Annotated in this window: 23 protein-coding genes; 20 read left to right on the top strand and 3 right to left on the bottom strand. The window is 45.1% G+C overall.

Going from position 1 to position 21051, the window contains the following annotated elements:
• The first annotated feature begins 362 nt into the window (after nucleotides 1–362).
• From DW949_RS07680 to nadD, 9 genes are all read left to right on the top strand, one after another.
• Entirely contained in the window at nucleotides 363–746 is a 384-nt protein-coding gene (locus DW949_RS07680; protein ID WP_118022652.1) for a hypothetical protein, read from the top strand.
• A 15-nt stretch (nucleotides 747–761) separates the two neighbouring features.
• The gene (locus DW949_RS07675; protein ID WP_118022651.1) at nucleotides 762–1766 is read left to right on the top strand and encodes a hypothetical protein; all 1005 of its coding nucleotides are present in this window, start codon (nucleotides 762–764) and stop codon (nucleotides 1764–1766) included.
• Nucleotides 1767–1785: 19 nt separating this feature from the next.
• Nucleotides 1786–2148 (top strand): hypothetical protein, encoded by a 363-nt coding sequence (locus tag DW949_RS07670; protein ID WP_118022650.1) that lies wholly within the window; start codon nucleotides 1786–1788, stop codon nucleotides 2146–2148.
• Complete coding sequence (locus DW949_RS07665; protein ID WP_118022649.1) at nucleotides 2141–2644, top strand: molybdopterin-binding protein; 504 nt, start codon at nucleotides 2141–2143, stop codon at nucleotides 2642–2644. Before DW949_RS07670 ends, DW949_RS07665 begins: the two co-directional genes overlap by 8 nt.
• Nucleotides 2644–3240 carry a hypothetical protein gene (locus DW949_RS07660; RefSeq protein WP_118022648.1) on the top strand — a complete coding sequence of 199 codons (597 nt, stop codon included), beginning with the start codon at nucleotides 2644–2646 and terminating at the stop codon, nucleotides 3238–3240. Before DW949_RS07665 ends, DW949_RS07660 begins: the two co-directional genes overlap by 1 nt.
• 83 nt (nucleotides 3241–3323) lie before the next feature.
• Nucleotides 3324–4562, top strand: a complete 1239-nt coding sequence (locus tag DW949_RS07655) for a lactate racemase domain-containing protein (RefSeq protein ID WP_118022647.1) — start codon at nucleotides 3324–3326, stop codon at nucleotides 4560–4562.
• Nucleotides 4563–4609: 47 nt separating this feature from the next.
• On the top strand, nucleotides 4610–5794 hold the full coding sequence (locus DW949_RS07650) for an amino acid permease (RefSeq protein WP_118022646.1): 1185 nt from the start codon (nucleotides 4610–4612) through the stop codon (nucleotides 5792–5794).
• 48 nt (nucleotides 5795–5842) lie between these two features.
• Nucleotides 5843–6655: an alpha/beta hydrolase family protein gene (locus DW949_RS07645; RefSeq protein WP_118022645.1), complete on the top strand. Its 813-nt coding sequence runs from the start codon at nucleotides 5843–5845 to the stop codon at nucleotides 6653–6655.
• A 19-nt stretch (nucleotides 6656–6674) separates the two neighbouring features.
• Nucleotides 6675–7295 (top strand): nicotinate (nicotinamide) nucleotide adenylyltransferase, encoded by a 621-nt coding sequence (gene nadD, locus DW949_RS07640; RefSeq protein WP_118022644.1) that lies wholly within the window; start codon nucleotides 6675–6677, stop codon nucleotides 7293–7295.
• A 138-nt stretch (nucleotides 7296–7433) separates the two neighbouring features.
• On the opposite strand, the gene DW949_RS07635 is transcribed toward nadD, so the two are convergent.
• Nucleotides 7434–7982 carry an NADH peroxidase gene (locus DW949_RS07635; protein WP_059075422.1) on the bottom strand — a complete coding sequence of 183 codons (549 nt, stop codon included), beginning with the start codon at nucleotides 7980–7982 and terminating at the stop codon, nucleotides 7434–7436.
• Nucleotides 7983–8105: 123 nt separating this feature from the next.
• The gene (locus tag DW949_RS07630) at nucleotides 8106–8528 is read right to left on the bottom strand and encodes a hypothetical protein (RefSeq protein ID WP_118022643.1); all 423 of its coding nucleotides are present in this window, start codon (nucleotides 8526–8528) and stop codon (nucleotides 8106–8108) included.
• A 581-nt stretch (nucleotides 8529–9109) separates the two neighbouring features.
• Here DW949_RS07630 and DW949_RS07625 point away from each other — a divergent pair.
• From DW949_RS07625 to folE, 11 genes are all read left to right on the top strand, one after another.
• The gene (locus tag DW949_RS07625) at nucleotides 9110–10303 is read left to right on the top strand and encodes a CaiB/BaiF CoA-transferase family protein (protein WP_118022642.1); all 1194 of its coding nucleotides are present in this window, start codon (nucleotides 9110–9112) and stop codon (nucleotides 10301–10303) included.
• 78 nt (nucleotides 10304–10381) lie between these two features.
• Nucleotides 10382–11284 (top strand): hydroxymethylglutaryl-CoA lyase, encoded by a 903-nt coding sequence (locus tag DW949_RS07620; protein WP_118022641.1) that lies wholly within the window; start codon nucleotides 10382–10384, stop codon nucleotides 11282–11284.
• Between the two features lie 15 nt (nucleotides 11285–11299).
• Nucleotides 11300–12562, top strand: coding sequence for an SLC13 family permease (locus DW949_RS07615; RefSeq protein ID WP_118022640.1), 1263 nt, complete (start codon nucleotides 11300–11302; stop codon nucleotides 12560–12562).
• 93 nt (nucleotides 12563–12655) lie between these two features.
• The gene (locus DW949_RS07610; protein WP_118022639.1) at nucleotides 12656–14101 is read left to right on the top strand and encodes a sodium:proton antiporter; all 1446 of its coding nucleotides are present in this window, start codon (nucleotides 12656–12658) and stop codon (nucleotides 14099–14101) included.
• A 163-nt stretch (nucleotides 14102–14264) separates the two neighbouring features.
• Nucleotides 14265–15698, top strand: a complete 1434-nt coding sequence (locus DW949_RS07605; protein WP_118022638.1) for a sigma-54-dependent Fis family transcriptional regulator — start codon at nucleotides 14265–14267, stop codon at nucleotides 15696–15698.
• A complete protein-coding gene (locus DW949_RS07600; protein ID WP_118022637.1) occupies nucleotides 15689–16171 on the top strand; it encodes a helix-turn-helix domain-containing protein in 483 nt (160 codons plus the stop codon). The genes DW949_RS07605 and DW949_RS07600 overlap by 10 nt, the downstream gene beginning before the upstream one ends.
• A gap of 129 nt (nucleotides 16172–16300) precedes the next feature.
• Nucleotides 16301–17545 carry a dicarboxylate/amino acid:cation symporter gene (locus DW949_RS07595; RefSeq protein WP_233539534.1) on the top strand — a complete coding sequence of 415 codons (1245 nt, stop codon included), beginning with the start codon at nucleotides 16301–16303 and terminating at the stop codon, nucleotides 17543–17545.
• 94 nt (nucleotides 17546–17639) lie between these two features.
• Complete coding sequence (locus DW949_RS07590; RefSeq protein ID WP_118022635.1) at nucleotides 17640–17915, top strand: GNAT family N-acetyltransferase; 276 nt, start codon at nucleotides 17640–17642, stop codon at nucleotides 17913–17915.
• 160 nt (nucleotides 17916–18075) lie between these two features.
• The gene (gene queD, locus DW949_RS07585) at nucleotides 18076–18495 is read left to right on the top strand and encodes a 6-carboxytetrahydropterin synthase QueD (RefSeq protein WP_118022634.1); all 420 of its coding nucleotides are present in this window, start codon (nucleotides 18076–18078) and stop codon (nucleotides 18493–18495) included.
• Between the two features lies 1 nt (nucleotide 18496).
• Nucleotides 18497–19153 carry a putative 7-carboxy-7-deazaguanine synthase QueE gene (gene queE / locus DW949_RS07580; protein WP_118022633.1) on the top strand — a complete coding sequence of 219 codons (657 nt, stop codon included), beginning with the start codon at nucleotides 18497–18499 and terminating at the stop codon, nucleotides 19151–19153.
• A gap of 4 nt (nucleotides 19154–19157) precedes the next feature.
• Complete coding sequence (folE, locus tag DW949_RS07575; protein ID WP_199595807.1) at nucleotides 19158–19724, top strand: GTP cyclohydrolase I; 567 nt, start codon at nucleotides 19158–19160, stop codon at nucleotides 19722–19724.
• A 72-nt stretch (nucleotides 19725–19796) separates the two neighbouring features.
• Here the strand turns inward: folE and DW949_RS07570 are convergent, their stop codons facing one another.
• Nucleotides 19797–20879 carry an LD-carboxypeptidase gene (locus tag DW949_RS07570; RefSeq protein WP_233539533.1) on the bottom strand — a complete coding sequence of 361 codons (1083 nt, stop codon included), beginning with the start codon at nucleotides 20877–20879 and terminating at the stop codon, nucleotides 19797–19799.
• Nucleotides 20880–21051: the final 172 nt, after the last annotated feature.

The following is a 21051-nucleotide window of genomic DNA, read 5'->3' as shown; positions in this document are numbered from 1 at the left end:
AAAGCAACGATGCGAGCCATCATAAAGAACTCAAAAACCATAAAACAGGAATGAGAAAAATATAGCACGTATGAAAACCAAACAAAAAATGCTCACGAAGCCCATTACAGCAGGCTTTGCGAGCATTTTTTTTATTTTAAAAGTGTCAAAGATGGGATTATATACTTACAAGCCGTCTATTTCCAATAGGATGGTTAAAACTATTTTGTATAACAAAATAACGAACAATGATATTTTAGCAATATAACTATTATTGACAAACATAACTGGAAGATTATAATAATAGTATACCGGTATATCGGTATACCGGATGCACGTAATTAAGAAATTCTAGAATAGTGTTTTAGAGAGGAGAGAGTACTATGTTCAGGTTCATGCACACCAAACTCCCGGAATTTATCAAGAAAATGTATGTCGCTGTCCACGACGTGGATGACACGAAGACGATGGAAATCCATGGTCTGGAAAGTCTGCACAGTGCCAAGATGCAGTCACTGCGTACAGGCCGTATTGAAGAAGCAGTCCATGAAATCGCTGGCCGGGATGATGTACAGCATGTAGAAGTCCTCGTACTGCCCCGTGTTCCCGAAACGATGCATACTGTTCTTATCAAGGGCAAGGACGAAAACGGCAAGACGACGAAGATTATCATGGAAGTCATCAATATCATTCATCCTACAGAAGAAACAGAATTTGACGGCTGCACGGATATTGAAGACAGAAGACCAAAACTGGGTCTGCACTAAGGAGGCGCATACATCATGAAATATAAAGTTCTGCCCGGTGGGGATATTGATAATAAGATTATACCTGTATCGGTTGTATTTCTCGATGTCAAAGAAATTGAAAAGAGTGGTCTTTCCCAGGATGATGCTATCCGCAAGGTAGCTTCTACGATTGAAGGGCCGGCTGCTATCAATATATTTGATATGGATGCCGTGACGACAACCAGTGACGGCATTGTCGTCGAAGGGGCTATCGTCCGCATGGGGGCTTCCGATAATGGCAAAGTCAATAATGAATTCGGCATCCTGCCCATGCAGGAAATCACCCTCTCCGATGAACTCGTAGAAAAGGAACCCCATCTGAAACAGTGGAAGAAATTATTCCCGGAAAAGAAAATGTTCCGTGGCCCGAACCCGAAAGACAAGAAGATTCCTGTCCATAATGTCGTCATTACCGGCCGGGCTTCCAACAACAATTCCGCAACGGAAATGATGAATATCATCACTATGGATGAAGTCCTGTTCCCGATTCTGGGCCAGCTCGAATGTATGCATCACGGTGACGTCCTCGTCGGTCTGACCGGTCAGGTCATTTCTGTCGGCATCGGTATGACCGTCGCTGAAATGTACGGTCGTGTATTCCCGCATCCGCAGTTTGAAGCCGGCGATACGGCTCATGGTTCCGGTGCCTATGCCAAGACGTTGAAACAGTATATTCCCTGCATCGTCTGCGATAAGAAGGTCATTGCCCGTCTGACTATCCGCGCTCTCCAGTGCGGCTGCGTACCGGCCCGTGATATTGGCTGCTCGCCTGTCGTCCTGTCTATTGCCCGCGCTATGGGTACACCCATCGACTTTGACCGCATTACACCGGCCGCCCAGGCAGAACTGGACAGCATCGGCTGCACGCGGGAATGGATGAAACAGACGTCTCATATGACGGCAGATGAAGTCATCGCCCATGCCGATGAAATCCTGCCGGGCGTGGAACAGGCCAAAAAGTATCATGCCGATGATCTGCTGGTAGAAAAAGAAATCTGATAGAAACAGGGGATTTGCCATGGCTGATGAAAATATTATTGTCTATACGGATAAGACCGTTGTCAAAGTACAGGGACTCGATGTCAAAGGACTGGACACGCGGGCACTGGAAAAAATCCTGATGGATAAATTTCATTCTGTCGTCCGGGTCATTGGTGTAACCGGTTCGTCTATTGATATGGATATATATGGTATCGATCCGGAACAGATACAGAAAGACGAACATGGTCTGATCCAGGCTATTTCGACGACAGAAGGGGTTACGGCGACGGAGCTGGCGAAACTGGCAGGAGCGGAAAAAATCGTACCTGTCGATATCAATCATATTCCCCAGCGTGACCACGACTACTGTGCCCGGGAAAGGTGGATTCATCATGATTGATACGGCGACGATTATTCCCACCGGTGATGAAATCAAAGCGGGTATCGTCTTTGATACCGATAGTGCTGCTGTCGTGCAGCAGCTGGTGCGCTACAATCCGGAAATGCAGATTACCCGTATTGCGCCGGTGACAGATGAAGAAGATAAAATCGAACAGGCCATCCGCAAGGCTGCAGCCGTATCGGATCTGGTCGTGCTCATCGGGGGGAGCGGTGGAGGACACCGTTACAGTTCTACGCTGGGAAAAGATTTTACCCACACAGCACTGGAAGCGATGTTGTCGCCCAGTGCCAGCCGGCAGCTCTTTGGCAAGAACGGTCATTTGTGGAGCTGCCTGGTATGTGGCAGATTGGGTGATGCACTGGTTCTGAACCTGCCAGGTCCGTTTGTCGAAGCCAGCGCAGCGATTGAAGCATTCGTGAAAAATGCCGCATCAGACAATCTGGAAACCATCAATGCAGCCATGGCGGAGGCTGTGAGAAAGCAGTATCCCTGATGAATGATTACAGGGTACGACTCTACAGAACCTGCCTGTATCAGGTACCGGCGGCTGTCGGCGTCTGGTGCAGGGCAGAGGACCTGGATGGCGTTGATGGACAAATCAGACGGAGTCTGACGGCATATCAGAGGGAAGACGTACGATGTATTACAGATCCTGTAGCGCTTGACCAGTATCTGGCAGATTATGTGACCTGGCTCTGCCCGCTCGCTGTTCTGGCAGCGGCCGCCAATATAGCGGCCTGGCAGAATGGGCCACGGACAGGCGGTATTATCGGATCCCTGGGGGGAGAAGCCCATGTCATCGATGAACATATGGCGGAAATCCTCCCACAGGTCTGGTGCCTGTCGTATGCAGGAGGACCGGGACTGTTATTGCAGGGAAGCCGGCAGGCGGCCTGGAAAATGCGGGAGTACCTGGAATACCCGGGACAACAGTTTACCTGGGATGATGTGCGGCTGCATCTGAAACAGCAATCTGTTTCTGCCTACTTGTACGTTACCGATGGCAGTGGCGGAGAAGGCATACTGGCCTGTGGTGATGAACAAAAAGAAGAACGGATTTGTTTATCTGATAATAACATATCATTCTAAACGATAACTATATGATTTAAACTGAAACGTATGCAAGACAAATTGTTCGTGATGATCGTGAAGAAAGAGAGTTGAAACGTGACATGTTAGATTTGAAAAAGCAGGAACTGCCTCATCTCATACGGGTACGGCAGCACTTCCCGACAGACTGCATCAGTGACATTCCCGCTGCGGTACGGCAGGAACTGGATAAACTGACGCTGGATGACAAATTGCGCGATAAACAGATTGCCATTACGGCTGGCAGCCGGGGGATTGCCAATATTGCAACTATTATCCGCAGTATTGCTGACTATGTCAAGGCAAAAGGGGGACATCCATTCATTGTCCCTGCCATGGGAAGCCATGGCGGTGCGACAGCCCAGGGGCAGATTGACGTACTGAAAGGATATGGCATTACGGAAGAAACGATGGACTGCCCTATCCGTTCGTCCATGGAAACGGTATATCTGGGAGAAACGGAAAATGGCGCTCCTGTATATTTCGATAAAAATGCTTATGAATCGGATGGAATCATTGTCTGCAACCGGGTAAAACCGCATACAGATTTTTCGGCTCCCAATGAAAGCGGCATCGTCAAAATGATAGCCATCGGCCTCGGGAAAAAAGATGGCTGTTCGGCCATGCATGCCCATGGTCTGGCCCAGTCCATTGCCCAGTCCTGCAAGGTGTCGTTGCAGAAAGCGCCCATTCTCTGCGGCCTGGCCATCGTTGAAAATTCCAATGATCAGACATACCTCCTCCAGGGTGTGCCTGTAGAAACGTATATTGAAACCGATGCGAAACTCCAGCTTCTGGCCCGCAGTCTCGTACCGCATCTGCCAGGCAGCCAGTACGATCTGGTTGTCGTCAAGGAAATAGGAAAGATTTATAGTGGGACCGGGATGGATACGAAAGTCATCGGACGTATCCGCGTGCGCGGTGTGGAAGAACCGGAAAGCCCGGATATCCATATGCTCGTCGCTCTCCGTATGAATGAACATTCCTATGGAAATGCCCTGGGTATCGGTCTTGCCGACATAACGACGAAAGGTCTGGTCAGTCAGATAGACCGGGAATCCATGTATTCCAACCTCATTCCTACGACCTATCTCGAACGGGGCAAGATCCCTGTGTACTTCGATACGGAAGAAGAAGCTATCAGTCAGGCCTATGCATTGGCCAATCCCGGACCGGATGGACGCATTGCTATCATAGAAAACACACTTCATGTTCAGGAACTGCTCGTGTCGGCTCAGATAGTCAAAGAAAATCCGGAACTGGAAGTGTTGGAAGACGATGTGCCTGTCGTGTACACGCCGGACGGAATACTCAATGTGTAACGAATATAGACTGACCTGATTCATCTATCCACTGGAGGTATCATATCATGAATGATGGGAAACAGATTTCGAAAGTAAATGTCGTAGGGGCATTGTCCATTGCGGCGTTGATGTTCAGTAGTTATGTAGGACCGGGATTTGCCGCAGGGACGCAGACCGTAGCCTATTATCTGAAAGCCGGTTCGGCAGGTGTCATCTGGGGGCCGCTTCTGGTCGGTATCCTGACTTTTATCTGGTGCTGGCTGACCTTTGAATTCAACCGTATTTACAAACCGAAAGATTACCGGGAACAATCGGATATGATTTACAAAAATCCGGCTGTACGGCAGGTACTGGGGATTTTTAAGGATTTCTTTTCTCTGGTACAGATTTTCCTCGTAGCCGCCGGCATGATTTCCGGTGCCGCTATTATTCTGGAACAGACCTTTGGTATTCCTAATATGGTCGGGACCCTTCTCTTTGGCGTTTTCATGATTGGCTTTACGCTAAAGGGTGCTAATCTGGTCATGAAACTGGGCAACACGTTGACTATTCTGATCATTGCCATCATTATTTTCATTTTCTTCATCAGTATCGGTACATGCTGGCCGGCAGCGGACCAGTTCATCGAATCGGGCTCTACAGCTGCTGATTACGGTCTTACGACAGGCTATGCCTGGGTCATCGTTTTCTCGTCGATTATCCTCTTTACATGTGGCGCCAATGCGGCTGTTCCTTCCTGCCTTGTGACAATCCGCAGCAAGAAAGATACCTTCCTGGCAGCTCTGGGTACGGCGATTCTCTGTGGCGGCGGTACCATGCTCTGCACTATTCTGTTTGCCGCCGGCATGCCTCATATCACGAAAGAAAGCATCCCTATGCTGTATCTCCTTCACGATATCGTTCATTCTGCTGACTGGACACGGTATCTGTATGTTGCCATTGCCGTTTCCGCTATGCTGAGTACCGGCGTAGGCCTGTTATTCGGCATCAGCGAACGATTCCAGTTGTTGTCGGCCCGCCACAATATCATGGCCAATAAGACGGCGTTCTATCGCCGTGCTGTCATCGGTGTCATCGTCACCCTCATCAGTGTCGCATTCAGCCGCCTGGGTATCCTGACGATCGTTGCCAAAGGTTATGTCGCTTTTACACTCGTTTCGGCACCGTTCCTGATTTATATCCTTTTCCTGGCCGTTCCCTGGAGAATGTACAAAGACAAACAGGATGGGACCTATCCGGAACAGAAATAACGTCGTATATGCATAGTTTATACTATAATAGTAAGGGAGGAAGTCACTATGCCGTCACTTCACATTGAATTTTACTCAGATGTTTTACGCATTGATACGGGAATCGAAGTTATTTATCCGCAGAACTGTACCCGCACGCCGGAACCTCTGCGGGATGTCATCAAACCGCCATTCCCTGTACTGTATCTCCTCCATGGCATCATGCGTGACCAGACAGGCTGGATCCGTTTCACCAACGTGGAACAATACGTCATGGATATGGGCCTCGTCGTCGTCATGCCTACGACGGGCCGTGGCCATTATATCAACCAGCCCCATGGATACCGGTACTTTGATTACATTACCCAGGAACTGCCGAAGGTTATCGGCAATATGTTCCAGGTATCGCAGAAACGGGAAGACACATTCATTGCCGGCCTGTCCATGGGTGGATATGGCGCACTCCATGCAGCAGCCCTCTGCCCGGACCAGTATGCCGCAGCAGCCAGTCTGTCTGGTGTCGTAGATATCGGAGTCATGTATGAATCGAAGGAGCTCTATTCGGATGCAGAACGTCTCATGACCTTTGATAATAAAGATCCCCGTGGCGGTGAAAATGACCTGGTCGTAGAATTCCAGAATGCCGTCAAAGCCGGTAAGAAACTGCCGAAGATGGTATGTGCCGTAGGCAATCAGGATTTCCTCCATGATTATAATATTGCTTTTTATGACAAGGTCAAAGATCTGGCAGATATTGAACTGTGGACGGAAGATGGCGATCATACGTGGGATTTCTGGGACCGCAACATCAAACGAGTCCTTCAGTGGCTGCCAATCAAGCAGCGTCTCGATGATTACAAACCGCAGTTTGTCGTAAAATAAAAAGGAAAGGGTGAGCAGCATGAGCCGGAATGATGGAACAAAAAAAGGAATCGTCCTGTTTGGCGGGACCTTCAATCCCATTCATCAGGGACATATCCGGCTCTGCTGCAGTGCCTGGAAGGCGGTTCATCCACGTCTCGTCGTTCTCATGCCGACCCAGCCATTCTATAAAGAACTGAATACGGAGGCGTCGCAGCGCATTGAAATGTGCCAGCGGGCAGTGGAAAATCTGCCATTTCCCGTAGCTGTCGATGGTTATGAAATACAGCAGGGGAGTTCCTGCCGGACCTATGATACGCTTTGCGCGATGAAACAGAAATTTCCCGACGATCCGCTGTACTTGCTCATGGGCTCGGATACGTTCCTTTCCTTCAGTTACTGGTATCGCTGGCAGGAATGCGGCAGGATGGCAGGACTCCTTGTGGGAATGCGCAAAAGTGATGACCGTGAGCAGATAGAAATGGTAAAAAGTCTGGTGGAACAAGATGGCATTTCGGTGCGGCTGCTGGATCATCAGGCCGATGATATTTCATCTCATGATATCCGTCAGCATCAGGAAAAACAGAGAGAGGAACTGGCACCGGCTGTCTATACGTACATCAGGGAACACCATCTCTATGGAAACGATACGGAGCGATGAAAACGGTGTAAAGTGAGTTATCACGATTATTTGTGGTAACTCGCTTTTTTTATAGCAAAATAGGATGAAGTACGCTTTACGCTGTAAAAAAAACGACCTGCCACAATGCAGCAGGTCGTTGATGATTCACTATATAGATTATTTTGCGAAGTAGCGGGCGAGGAGACCATCGAATACACGGCCATGACGAGCTTCGTCTTTTGCCATTTCATGAACGGTGTCATGGATAGCATCATAACCGAGCTGTTTAGCCAGCGTTGCGATTTCTTTCTTGCCAGCGCAGGCACCCTGTTCAGCGAGGGCACGCATTTCGAGGTTTTCTTTGGTATCAGCCGTTACGACTTCGCCGAGGAGTTCAGCAAATTTAGCAGCGTGTTCGGCTTCTTCAAAAGCGATGCGTTTGTAAGCTTCGGCAACTTCCGGATAACCCTGACGGTCAGCGACACGGCTCATTGCGAGGTACATGCCAACTTCGGAACATTCACCAGTGAAGTTGAGGCGGAGACCTTCAACAACTTTTTCATCGAGGCCTTTGGCAACGCCTACCTGATGTTCGTCAGCATAAGTTTTCGGGCCTTCCGGAACGAGAGTGAATTTTTCTTTCGGAGCGCCACACTGAGGACACTTTTCCGGAGCATCGTTACCTTCAAAAACATAACCGCAAACGCCGCATACAAATTTTTTCATGATTGTTACCTCCTAATAATATGAAACATAATTTAATAATGATAAAATCTTTACCGGTTCGTAATAAATAATCATTATTTATTACGAACACATTATAGCAGGTTACTGGAATAATTGCAAGAGTTAATCTTCTTTTGTACTCCAGGTTTTCCATTCTTCCATCCAGTTTTTCAAGGCTTTCTGAGGAAGAGTATAATCACAGAGAGTAGATTTAAGAGCTTTTCTCAATTCAGCTTCTTTTTCTCCCAGGGGATAAATGGACTTATATTCATCATATACATCCCAGAAATCGCGCATGTGGAGATTGGCATAGGTACTGCCGTAAATCTTGAAGCACGTATCGCACAAGGTGATAAACACGGCTTCTTCGTCGTGCTGATTGGCGTCATCGAGGCCGCAGCAGCGGGTGTAGAGACGGATTTTGTCGCCGAAAAGACGACGCAGATAATCATACACATCAGAAACCATCGTAGGCTGTAACTGCAGGAGCTGACAGCCGGGAGCAAAATAAATTGGGTACTGGGCAATGTTGTCAAACGTATCCATAATTGACACCTCTTTTTAATTAATATTTTTTATTTGTTATTTACAAATATTATAGCACGAATCACTAGGATTTGCAATAAGCGTTACGTGTTTCTCCGTAAAATTTAGGGTAAAAAGTCAGGAATAGATTATTGAGGCGAAAATATATGTTAGTAGAGTTAGAATTTACTAGTCATGTATATTATCGTTATTACTCAATCATTATGAATTATATGCATTTATTATTTAGAAGAAGAAATGATATATTTCTTACAAAAATATTTTTTTTACAATTATCAAATGTGTAAAATAGTGCATGAACAGTTGTAAAATGATGAACAGAACTACACAATAATATTTCAAATAGATATACAATGCGTAGAGTTTACGTTTAACGTATATTTTTGTCAACATATGACAATAGGCAAACAACGATGAACAATAGTGAACGCAATGAACAAAAATAAACAATGAACAAATTAGATAGAGTTTTACAAAAAGGCATGTTAGACATAAAATACGGGCATGGAACGGCACAACATTCACTCATGTAATACTCACTAAGTTTTGTGCCATATTTTTTAGAAAAGAGGTTATTCATAATGGGTAAAGGTATTTTGGATGGAATTGTGGTTCTGGATTTGACCCGTGTATTAGCTGGTCCGTATTGTGGAATGTTCTTGGCTGATATGGGAGCCACCGTTATTAAAGTTGAACGTCCGGGGAAAGGCGATGACAGCCGGGCTTTTGGACCGTTCCTTAACGAACAGAGCTGTTACTATATGAATCTGAATCGTAATAAATATGGCGTTACCTTAAATTTAAAAGCTCCGGAAGGTAAAGAAATCTTTAAAAAGATGGTTGCTAAGGCCGATGTTGTCATTGAAAACTATCGTCCCGGTACTATGAAAAAACTGGGTCTTGATTATGAAGTTTTAAAGAAAATCAATCCTCGTATTGTTTACGGTGCCTGCTCCGGTTTTGGCCAATATGGCCCTTACAGTCAGCGTCCTGGCTACGATATCATTGGACAAGCTATGGGTGGTCTTATGAGCGTAACCGGCTGGCCCGGAGGTGAACCGACACGCTGTGGCACTGCGATGGGTGATGTCCTTGGTGGTCTTAGCTTAACGGTAGGCGTTCTTGGTGCAATTGTTCATCAGATTAAAACGGGAGAAGGACAGATGGTCGATGTTTCCCTTGTTGACTCTGTTGTTTCTTCCTTGGAAATCATTACACAGATTTATCTGGCTACAGGCCGTATTCCTGAACGTATCGGGAATCGTTATGAATCTACATATCCTTATGATTCTTTCAAAGCAAAAGATGGCAGTGTAATTATAGGCTGTGGCAATGATAAACTTTGGAAATTGATGGCTACTGAAATGGGTCAGCCTGAACTCATTGATGATCCTGATTATAAAGCTGTTAAAGACCGTGTAGCTCACCATGAACAGTTGAAGGTAATCGTAGAAAACTGGACAAAAGATCAGACTGTTGACCAGGTCGCAGATCGTCTGACAAAAGCTGGTGTTCCCTCCTGCCCGATTATGACGATTGACAAGATTGTTAAAGATCCGCATATCGTGGGAGCACGTAAAATGTTCGTCGATGTGGAACATCCGGTAGCAGGTCATACGACATTAACAGGTGATCAGATTAAATTCAGTGATTGGGAACAACAGGTTCGTATGCCAGCACCTGTTCTGGGACAACACAACGAAGAAGTATATAGCAAATTCATTGGTTTGACGAAAGATCAAATCGAAGATCTCAAGGAAAAGAAAGTACTCTAAGAGTCAGCATATCCAAGGGCTGCTACTATAATACAGCAGCCCGATGGATACTAGAATATATAGAAAGAAGGTTTATTCATGTCCAAGGTAAGAATTTGTGAAGTCGGCCCCCGTGATGGCTTTCAAAATATTAAAGATTATATCCCTGTAGAAGATAAATTACATATTATTGATGGGCTGATTCAGTCTGGCGTCACGTATATGGAAGTAACATCTTTCGTTTCTCCTAAAGCCATCCCTCAGTTAAAGGATGCCAAAGAAATCGTCGGAATCTGCTTGAAAAAATATCCTGACGTTGAATTTATGGCATTGATTCCTAACCTGAGAGGTGCTCAGACTGCTGTTGAAACGGGAATAAAAAAAGTTGCTTATGTTGTCTCACTGAGTGCTAGTCATAATAAAGCAAATATTAACCGGACTCATGAACAGTCTTATAATGCATTGAAAGAAATTATGGAAACATATCCTCAACTCGACATTTGCGTTGATCTTGCTACTGCGTTTGGCTGTCCGTTTGAAGGGAAATTCCCGACAAGCCGTGTCGTTGAATTTTTGAAAGACTATGTTGATCTCGGTGTTAAAGAAGTATGCCTCTGTGATACCATCGGTATTGCAAATCCAGCTCAGGTGCGTGAAACCTTAAAAGCATTACAAATCGCTTATCCACAACTTAAATTAGCTGTCCATATTCATGATACGCGTGGTATGGGGCTGGCTTGTACATTGGCAGCTATCGAAATGGGCGTAACTGACGTTCAGTCTACACTTGGCGGTCTTGGTGGTTGCCCATTTGCTCCAGGCGCTTCAGGTAATCTGGCAACAGAAGATCTGGTTTATATGCTTAATGAAATGGGTTTTGATACAGGTATCGATTTTGAAAAAATTTTAAATCTGGCTAAAGAAGAAATAAAATTGATTCCGTCTGGCGTCTATAGTGGACATCATATTCATATCGATAAAACGTCTAAATGTTTCCGATAGGAGGGAAAATCCACTATGGACTTAAAAGTAGCATTGCTGCTTGTTTTGGTTGCTGTTATCGTTATTGGCTTTGTCAGAAAAATTAATGTTGGCTTGCTGGCCATTGCAGCTGCTTCAATAGTGGCTTATGCTTCTGGCGCTTTTAAGGCAAAAGCCGTTATTTCTGGATTTAACTCATCATTATTTGTTACATTGATGGGTGTTACACTGTTATTTGGAGTTATCCAGTCCAATGGATGTCTGGATCTTCTTTTAAAAAAATTAGCTTATCTGTTCCGTAAACAGGTTTGGTTTATTCCAATTTTATTGCTGATAATTGGTTTTGCTTTCGCTGCTGTTGGACCAGGCTGCGTACCTGCATTAGCTGTTGTTGTAGCGTTGGCAATCCCACTGGCAAAACATACAGGGTATAATCCACTGATGCTTATGCTGATTGGGGAAATGGGAACATTTTGTGGCCGTTTTACTGCAATTACGCCGGAAGGTATCCTTATTTCATCCATCATGACTCCGCAAGGGTATCCAGGAATAGCTTGGCCAATGATTAAAATTGTTTTACTGGGTGTCGCTATTCTTTCAATCATAGTATATATTTACTATGGCGGCTATAAAATCAAGACGGCAAAGAATGTAGAACAAATGACAAAAGGCGATTCTTTTACGTCTAAACAGTTAATCGCCATGGTCAGTATCCTTGTCATGCTTGTCGGTGTCATTGGATTGAAGATGAATGTTGGACTTGCATCGTTCATTGTGGCCGTTTTTCTTCTCCTCATTGGCATTGGTGATTCCAAGGTTGTTATGAAAGATTTGCCTTGGAATACGATGGTCATGGTTTGTGGTGTTGGTGTACTCATTACATTGATTATCAGTTCCGGAGGAATTGATTTGGTAGTAGAAGTTTTATCTTCTGCTATGACTGCTTCAACAGCAGCACCTATTATTGGCTTCGTGTCGGGCTGCCTTTCCTGGTTCTCTTCTGCTTTAGGTGTCGTATTCCCGACAGTAATGCCGCTCATCGGCGGTATTGCTCAGAATGTTCCTGGTTCATCTGTTGAAGAAATGGTTTCAGCTGTTGGAATTGCTGCATCTGTTGCAGGTCTTAGCCCTGCATCTACCGGTGGTGGGTTGATTATGGGGGCTTTTCAGGGAGATCCCGAATTGGCAAAAACGAAGAGTGCAGACCGTTTATTTATTGAATTGTTTGCCTGGTCGGTTTTCTGCGTTGTATTTCTGTCAATCCTGGCATTTACAGGCATTTATGGCCTCTTGATTTAATGATCTGTCATATGTATAAATGGAACGGGTTCACTACATGTTGCTGAACCCGTTTTTTATTACTGTTGGAATTGTTTTTAGAAGGTGATATGTATGAACTGGTTAGTAAAGTCCTGTATCTGTACCATGTTTCTGACTGGAACTTCCGTTCCCATTGTTTTCGCCAATGAAGCAGCTCATCATGCTGTCGATATGGCATTGCCTGTATGGAGTATTATTCCTTTTGTTGCAATGCTTTTATCCATTGCTATTATCCCTCTTATTAGTGGTGATTGGTGGAGCAGGAACATGAAGTGGTTCTCTCTTGGTTGGTCACTGGTATTTCTTATACCGTTTTCTATTGTTTATAGTGTACATGAGGGGATATTTCGATTACTAGAGTCGGTGTTACTTGATTATATTCCTTTTATTGTCCTTTTATATGGATTGTTCGTCGTAGCTGGTGGTATTGTTTTTAAAGGAACTTTGGCAGGTACACCTAAAATCAATTCTTTGCTTTTACTTATTGGGACGGTTCTTGCCAGTTGGATTGGCACGACGGGGGCTGCAATGTTGCTAATACGCCCAGTCATTCGTGCAAATGCATGGCGTAAAACGAAATCTCATATTATGATTTTTCTTATTTTTCTGGTAGCTAACATGGGAGGATGCCTGACACCTCTTGGCGATCCACCTTTGTTTATGGGATTTCAGCGGGGCGTACCTTTTACATGGACATTCCATCTGCTGCCTATTTTATTGTTTAATATGGCATTGTTGTTTAGCATTTTTTATCTTTTAGATAATCATTTTTATAAAAAAGAAATTGCAGAAGGCCGATCTCCTGTTAAGGAGCCAATGAAAGAAACAAAAGAACACATTCATATTGAAGGTGCACAAAATCTTATTTTTATTGTTATGATTATTCTTGGTGTTGTTGCCAATGGCATTTTACCTGAATGGATTCCCTGTTTTTCAAATGGTGCAGGTATTCCAATTTTTGATGATATTGTGTTTCCTTTCGCAACGCTGGCAGAAATTATTATAATTTTAGCAGCGGCGTTTTTATCACTTAAAACAACATCAGCTCATACGCGTGAACTTAATGAATTTACGAATGGACCTATCATTGAAGTGGCTGTATTGTTTATCGGTATCTTTATTACTATGATTCCTGCTTTGATTCTCCTCAAAGTACATGGTACTGAATTGGGAATCAATCAGCCTTGGCAAATGTTCTGGGCAGCGGGTGCCTTGTCATCATTCCTGGATAATACACCGACATATCTGGTGTTTTTACAGACTGCTGGTACACTTGGCGCAGTGCAGGGCATTTCTACATCCGTTGGGACTGTTTCTCAGGTTATGCTGGAAGCCATTTCTGCGGGTGCTGTTTTTATGGGGGCTAATACTTATATTGGAAATGCACCTAATTTTATGGTTAAATCTATTGCAGAAGAAAACAATATTAAAATGCCGAGTTTCTTCGGTTATATGGGATGGTCCTGTGCTATTTTGATTCCTACATTTTTTATCGATATGATGTTGTTTTTCTTTTAAGAAATAGGGAATTGAAATTTTATTAGCATATTGAAAAGGAGATGTCGATAAAGACGTCTCCTCTTCAATATGTTTTGATATAGATTTGTTTCTGCATATGTTACAATAAACTATATAGTAGAGTACGAGTGAATTTCTATACAGGAGTGTGAAAGATTGTACTATGAATCAGATATTATTTATCTCTCCTTCGGAACAAGGAGCGAATAAAGCACGGGATATCATATTCAGGCATCATATGAAAGTTGATGTATGGGTTGGTTCTTGGGAAAATGCAAGAAATTATGCAGAACAGGCTATTAAACAAGGGGTAAAAGTTATTATTAGTCGTGGCGGTACAGCTGCTTTATTGCGACACTCTTTAGATACAGCAATTATTAAAGTGCGTTTTACTAGTGCCGCTTATCTGGAAGCATTTGAACGCCTGCGCAGTGTTGAAGGGAAGATTGCTTTTTTTGTGCTGGATACGATGCCAAGTTTTATTTCTCATTTCTGCAAGCTTCTTAACATTGATGCTTGTTATTATTCATACACAGGAGATAAAGATGTAGAAGAAGCTGTAAAAAAAGCAAAAGCAGATGGATGCCATTTTGGTGTAGGCGGTGTTTTAGCAAAAAATTATGCCCGTTTATATGATTTTAGTTATTATACACTGGAAAATACAGAAGATGAAATTGAATTAGCCCTTGACTCTGCCCAACAAACGTTATCGTCTATCATCCAAGAAGAAAAACATCACCGGGAACTACAATTAAAACTAGAGCAATACGAAGCAGTGTTAAATTATACTCATGACGGTATTTTAGCTATTAATAAAGAAGGCAATATCGTTGTCGTCAATAGACAGGCTGAAGAAATACTTCCGTTAAAAAATAAACCATATGAAGGAAAATATATTGAAGAAGTCTTTCCGTCATCTAAACTCTCATCTGTTTTACGAACTGGAGAAAAAGAAATGGATGAATTGATGAAGACTGGAAATGTTGTCATTAATACAAATCGTATTCCTATTATGGTTAATGGCAAAATAGAAGGGGTAGTAGCGACATTTAAAGATGTCGATTCTATTCGCAATAGTGAACAGAAAATACGTACCAATCTTCATAAACGAGGAATGATAGCACGTTATCGTTTTTCGGATATTGTTGGTGAATCTAAAGTCATGAAACGGGCTATTTATATGGCAAAAAGCTTTGCTAAATATGATGCCAATATTTTGATTCAAGGAGAAATTGGTACAGGAAAAGAAATGTTTGCTCATGCTATTCATCATGAAAGCCAGAGACGCAATCACCCATTTCTGGCGGTAAATTGTTCTAATATCTCAGCGGATCGGTTGACCAGGCAACTCTTGGGACGGGAAAAAGAGGGTGAGTTATTTGGATCTCCAGAATCACAGGAAGGCGCTTTCGAATTAGCTCATGGCGGCACTTTGTTTTTAGATAAAATTGATGAAGCTCCATTGGAAGCGCAGTCGGACATACTGCGTATTCTTGAAGATAATGAAGTTTGTCGTATCAATGGACGTCATACCATATCAGTTGATGTACGGATTATTGCTTCTGCCGGGAATGGTTTGCAAAAAAAATGCAAATAGGCGACTTTCTTGAAGAATTATATTATAAAATCAGCGTTCTTTCATTGGAAATTCCGCCTCTTCGTAATAGAGAGGCGGATTATCTGCTCCTCAGTGAGAACTTATTTCACCGGTATTTTGGTTCTGAATATTATATGTATGAAAGTAAAATCAGAAAAATTGAAGAGTATATGCAAAATTATATCTGGAAGGGGAATATCCGGGAGCTACAAAATTTTGTCCAGCGTGTAAGTGTTTTATTGAAGAATGCGATGCCTGTTGATGAAATTATGCTGACTATGCCGGAAAACAGCATGATGAATGATACCAGTATAGACGTTAAAATGAATAAATGGTCCCGAGCTCATGTAGTTGATGCATTGACTGCCAGCAAGTTGAATATTACAAAAGCTGCACGCATGTTAGGCTGCAGTCGCGGTACACTGTACAAAAAAATGAATGAATTAAATATTAAAATATCAAATATTGAATAAATAAATTGATACATCTCTATCATAAATTATTTTTCTTTTTTATATAAGTGTCTGTATTGTAGGCATAGAAAAAATACTATACAATGAAAGAGCTTGTAATAGTAACTGTATTTTATGAGGAGATATAGCGTGAAGAAGTTAGGGCTGAGTTCACAGATTTTTTTAGGATTGGCGCTGGGAGCGCTCGTGGGATATGTATTTCCTGATATAGCGGGGCATTTGAAGCCATTAGGTGATGCGTTCCTGCGGATGATCAAGATGATTGTGGTACCGCTTATTTTCAGCACCCTGGTCATGGGGATTGCCGGTACCGGCGACTTTAAGAAACTGGGCCGTCTGGGTGGCAAAGCGATTATATGGTTTGAATTTGCTACGACCATTGCCCTGGCTATCGGGCTGTTTGTCATGAATGTGACCGAACCGGGTGTAGGCGTGCCTTTATCGGCGGCGGTTGGAACGGAAGAAGCAGCTGCTGCCGGCCAGCACAGCATCGATATGGTGCAGTATGTACTGCATATTATCCCTACGAACATCGTCGATGCAGCGGCACGGCAGGATATGCTCCAGATTATTTTCTTTGCCTGTTTCTTTGGTGTCGCCGTTGCCCATATTGGCGAAAAAGGGGCGCTGATCGTCAGCTTCTGTCAGAGCGTGGCGGAAGCCATGTTCAAAGTGACTAACTACGTCATGCACTTTGCTCCTCTGGGAGTTTTTGCCATGATAGCCTATACGGTTGGTAGTTATGGCATTGCCATGCTGATTCCGCTGGGAAAATTGATCCTTTCTGTCGCCGGGGCCACGGCCTTATTTATTACCGTCATTGCCAGTCTGGCCAGTTTGTTTACAAAAATCAATTTTTTCCACCTGATTCTGGCTCTGAAAGACATTCTATTCCTTGCTTTTTCTACTGCCAGTAGTGAAGCCGCCCTGCCAGGTGCCATGAAGCGCCTTCACCGTCTGGGCGTACCGGAAGCGACGGTAACCTTCGTCATGCCGACGGGATACTCCTTTAACCTCGATGGCTCCACGTTGTACAGCTCGGCAGGAATCCTGTTCATCGCCCAGCTCTATGGCATCGCCATGCCTATCGAAAAACAACTGCTGGTCATGGTAACCCTCATGCTTTCCACAAAAGGCATTGCAGGCGTACCCGGTGCGGGCATTATCGTCGTCGCCGCGACAGCTGCCGCCTTCAACCTGCCTACAGAAGGCGTGGCAATCCTGCTGGGAATCGACCGCATCCTGGATATGATCCGGACCATCTGCAACGTATGCGGAAACTGCATGGCAACAGTCGTCGTATCCTGCTGGGAAAAAGAACTGGATCATACACGCTTTAATATGTTATATAAAGAATATAGGGAAGGGAAGTAAAAAGTACACAGAAAAAATGTGCCGGTCTTGTGTTGCAAAAGCAACAGACAAAATCCTGCCTGTCTGATACACTGCGAGTAAGAGGTGATATATCATGGATTTGCAGTACAGTGCCAATAAAATATGGATAGAGAATGAAGAAGGAAAGACTGTTGGTGAAGTTGATTTTTTCCAGGATGAACAGGGAAATTATGATATTGTCCATACGGAAGTCGATGACAGTCTGCGCGGTCAGGGAGCGGCCGGCCGTCTGGTACAGGCTGCAGCTGATTATATCCGCAGTACAGGCCATCAGACGAAGGCTTCCTGCTCGTATGCGTCCCGCTGGTTTATGCGTCATAAGGACTATAGCGACATATATCTTCCCTGATTTATGGATTGACAGTCTTTGTGATGGCGTGTAAAATAGGTTTCGTTAAGCCATATCGACAGTTCGCTTGTACCATCCTGTCGTTAAACAAAACCAGGACTGTTTATTTGTATGAGACAGCTCTGCTCTGGCAGGGCTGTTTTTTTATAGGAGTATAGCTATGTATTATTTAAAGACGGAACAGTCATTTGATGCGGCTCATTTCCTCAAAGGGTATGCAGGAAAATGTCATAATCTGCACGGTCACCGCTGGCGGGTCATCGTAGAAATCCAGTCGGAGCAGTTACGGACGGATTCACAGTGCCGCGGCATGGTGGTTGATTTCTCCGATTTGAAAAAGAGCCTGAAGGATATTTGTGATTTCTATGACCACAGCCTGATATATGAAACGGGGTCCCTGCAGCCGGCTACCGTTGAGGCGCTGAAGGGAGAAGATTTCTGTCTCCATGAAGTCCCGTTCCGGCCGACGGCAGAGGCGTTTTCCCGTCATATTTATGAACGTCTGCAGGAGGAAGGATACGAGATTCACCGTGTAGATGTGTATGAAACGCCCAATAATTGTGCGTCCTATGGAGGCTGACATGAAGGTAGCAGAGAAGTTTATCAGTATCAACGGGGAAGGGACCCGTGTCGGAGAATTGTCCGTGTTTGTGCGCTTTCAGGGATGCAATCTCCGCTGCAGTTATTGTGATACGTCATGGGCCTACGAAGCGGATTGCCCCTATAAGGATATGACAGCGGATCAAATTGTGGAGTACGTCCTGTCTACAGGTATTTATAACGTCACTCTCACGGGAGGCGAACCGCTGCTTGCTCAGGGAATCGCTGAATTAATAGAAAAACTCCTCGCTCAGCCGCAGCTCCGCGTGGAAATCGAAACGAATGGAGCCGTAGACCTGCGCCCGTTCTGTACGCCCGTGCGGCCTGTTTTTACGATGGACTACAAATTGCCATCCAGCGGCTGGGAACGGGCCATGAAGGTAGAGAATTTTGCCATTCTGGAACCGCAGGACACGGTAAAATTTGTCTGCGGCAGTCAGGAGGACCTTCAGCGGGCCTGGGACATCATACGTGAGTACAGGCTGACTGACCGGTGCCATGTCTACCTCAGTCCGGTATTCGGTTCCATAGAGCCGGTCCATATGGTCACGTTTATGGAAACACACAAAATGAATGATGTACGCTTACAGATCCAGATGCACAAGGTCATCTGGGATCCGGAGAAACGGGGTGTCTGATATGATTGATACGAAAGCCATAGAAGAACATGTACGGGGAATCCTCATTGCTCTCGGGGACAATCCCGACCGGGAAGGCCTGGTGGAAACACCAAAACGGGTAGCCAAAATGTATCAGGAAGTCTTTGCCGGCATGAATTATACGAATCATGAACTGGCACAGATGCTGGACAAGACCTTTACGGAAGATACGGCCAGTACCTGCAGTGATCAGGTCGTCGTCATGAAGGATATTGATCTTTTTTCGTATTGTGAACATCATATGGCCCTCATGTACGATATGAAGGCAACGGTCGCTTATATTCCCAAGGGCCGGGTCATCGGTCTCTCCAAGATTGCCCGGATCTGTGATATGGCAGGACGGCGGCTGCAGCTTCAGGAACGGCTGGGCCGGGATATTGCCGATATCCTGGGAGAAATCACGGGCAGTACGGATATTGCGGTCCTCCTGGAAGGCCGGCACAGCTGTGTCAGTGCCCGGGGCATCAAAAAAACGAATGCAAAAACGCGGACGGTAGAACTGAGGGGCCGTTTCAAAAAGGAACCGGCGCTGCAATTATATCTGCGCTGATAAAAATGCTGTCACACCATGGCGTAACATCCATGGTATGACAGCATTTTTTGTCAGGTATTTCAAATCTTTTTACCTGCCCTTGGGAACGGCCGGGCTTTCCAGCAGTTCCAGACTGGCTGTACCGTCTTCGCTGGCCGTGAGGCGGCCCCGGGTTCCCAGGGGCAGGTAAATATTATATTCTGTATGACCGGCAGGAAAATTTTTGATAGCTGGTTTTCCCGCCAGACTGGCATAATGGGCGATGATATCATCGTATTCTTCTCTCTCTGCAGCATGACCGTCTTGGTCAGGAAAGAGTCCGAATACGATTCCCTGGACGCGGCTTAAGAGACCGCTCTGATACAGCTGCAGGAGGTCCCGGTCCAATTGATAGGGACTTTCGTATGTATCTTCCAGGAAAAGAATGCCGCCATCGCCACGCAGTTCGTAAGGCGTACCGGCAAGGGATGCCAGAATCGTAATATTACCACCGCAGAGGCGCCCTTCTGCCGTGCCGGGAATGAGGCTGCTGAGCTCTATCCCATCGGGCATGGGAACATTTCCCGGTACATCCGTCCCGGTCAGGCCCTGTTCAAACTGGTAGAGCGTATAGGCCGTCGTGTCATGGGTAAGAGAGGTCAGGACAGGGCCGTGTATCGTGACCAGGTGACTTCGCTGGCCGAGTGCCGTGTGCAGGGCGGTGATATCGCTGAACCCGATGAATAATTTGGGGTGGCGGGCAATCATCTGATAATCGAGCTGACTGAGCAGCCGGGCAGAACCATAGCCGCCACGCAGGCAGAGAATAGCCTGGACAGAATCATCACGAAAGAATTCGTTGATATCCCGGGCCCGCAGGTCGTCACTGCCAGCCAGGTAGGTACCATCGGTTGTAGCCGATTCTCCGACTTTTGTCTTGTATCCCATAGCATGGAGGAGAGCCAGCTCGTCATCCAGTTCCTCCTGAAGGGCCGGGGAAGCCGGTGCGATGATTCCAATCGTATCGCCGGGAGATAAGGCCTGGCCACGGCTGCGCTGGCCTGTCAATTCGTTATACCATAAGGCTGCCGGAGGGATTTCACTGCCGTGCCGGGAGGGAATCAGCAGGATACTAAGGGTGCATAAGAGAAGCAGACAGCCCATCACCATAGCTGCCCGATGTTGAGATTTCATGTTTTGTTACCTTCCTTTTTCATCGTACGGCTATTATAACACGGATAGAAGATAAGAGGCAGAAAATCTTTTTCCGGTATAAGACTAAAAAATTCCTATAGAAAGAGGCTGTTTCATGATATACTAAAAAAAAGACTGTTTCGCACTCGTGCAATCATGTGTTATGCAAATC

The organism is Megasphaera sp. AM44-1BH, assembly GCF_003467125.1.
In the GTDB taxonomy this organism is placed as follows: Bacteria; Bacillota; Negativicutes; order Veillonellales; family Megasphaeraceae; genus Megasphaera.
Note: the sequence above shows the minus strand (reverse complement) of the source record. Positions and strands in the feature narration are given on the sequence as shown.